1 protein-coding gene and 1 pseudogene are annotated in these 1,032 nt (G+C 65.2%); one reads left to right on the forward strand and one right to left on the reverse strand.

Features of this window, described 5'->3' with window-relative positions:
• Positions 1-273, forward strand: a pseudogene (locus A2I95_RS42040) (aspartate aminotransferase family protein); the annotation flags it as partial.
• 308 nt (positions 274-581) lie between these two features.
• Here the strand turns inward: A2I95_RS42040 and A2I95_RS42045 are convergent.
• Positions 582-1,032 (reverse strand): Ldh family oxidoreductase (locus A2I95_RS42045; RefSeq protein WP_291738172.1); only part of this gene is annotated, 451 nt, incomplete at its 5' end.

Consider the following 1,032-nt stretch of genomic DNA (forward strand, 5'->3'; position numbering starts at 1 on the left):
GCAACCAGTGCAGCACTGGAAGAGGCCGGGGTACCGTTCCGGATCGTAGGCGAGCCTGCGCTGTTCGAAGTTGTGTTCACGGACAGCAAAGTTCGGGACTACCGCGATACTCAAGCGGGCAATGCGGAACGCACCAGACGGTACAATGCGGTGCTGCGCGAAGAAGGCATATTCAAGTCCCCAGGCAAGACCTACCCCAGCCTGGCGTTGACCGAAGAGGATCTGGACCAGACCGAGGCATCCATCCGCAAGGCTGCTATGGCACTGGACTAATCAAGGCGGTTATGGCCAGGCCCGTCCGTGGGCGGGTGCGCAGCGCCCGCCTGTTTCGCCGGAGGCTGACCTGCGGTTTAACAGAGCAGGCCGGCGCTGCCCGGCGGCGGGATTGGGTGTGCCAGATCCTTCCCTGATGCAGTTGACGAAATCAGCAACGGCGCGGGCAACGGACCACGGCATTGGCGAGCTTCAGCGGCTGCGGCGAACCGGGGAAATGCTGGCAGGCTTACCCTCGGCCGCCCATCTGGCTAGGCTGCAAAACCCAGATGTTCCGGAGGGTTGCATAGGCACCACCGTTCATCGGATCATGCCGCCCCCAGGCTTTCGGCCAGCTTCTGGATCTGGCGCCAGGTCTCCATTGGCACCGCGATCCGCCCCTCCGAAGCCGCGCGATGATTGCGTTCACGCTCCCCCGGGATCTCCACCCGCTCAACCCCCGGCGCCGGCGGGCAGCTGCGCAGATCGGCCAGCACCTCTTCGGCCGCAGCCTGCATGGCCGGTGCCTCGCGGAACCGGGTGGCCTCCAAGGTGATCAGCAGCCAGTTGCATTCGGTTGTTGACGGCCCCAGCATCGCCTCGCCGATGAGTTCAGCCACCAGCGCCAGCGCATAGCCCTTTTGCGCGCCAGCAGGCAGGATGGCGCCGCCCGCAAAATAGTCTTCGGGATCGCGGGTCGGGTTGCCATTGCAGTCGATCACGCAGCCCTCTGGCAGCAGCGCGCCTGCGGATTTCGCGGCGTAGATCCAGCCGCCGGCA

Source organism: Leisingera sp. F5 (genome assembly GCF_001593695.1).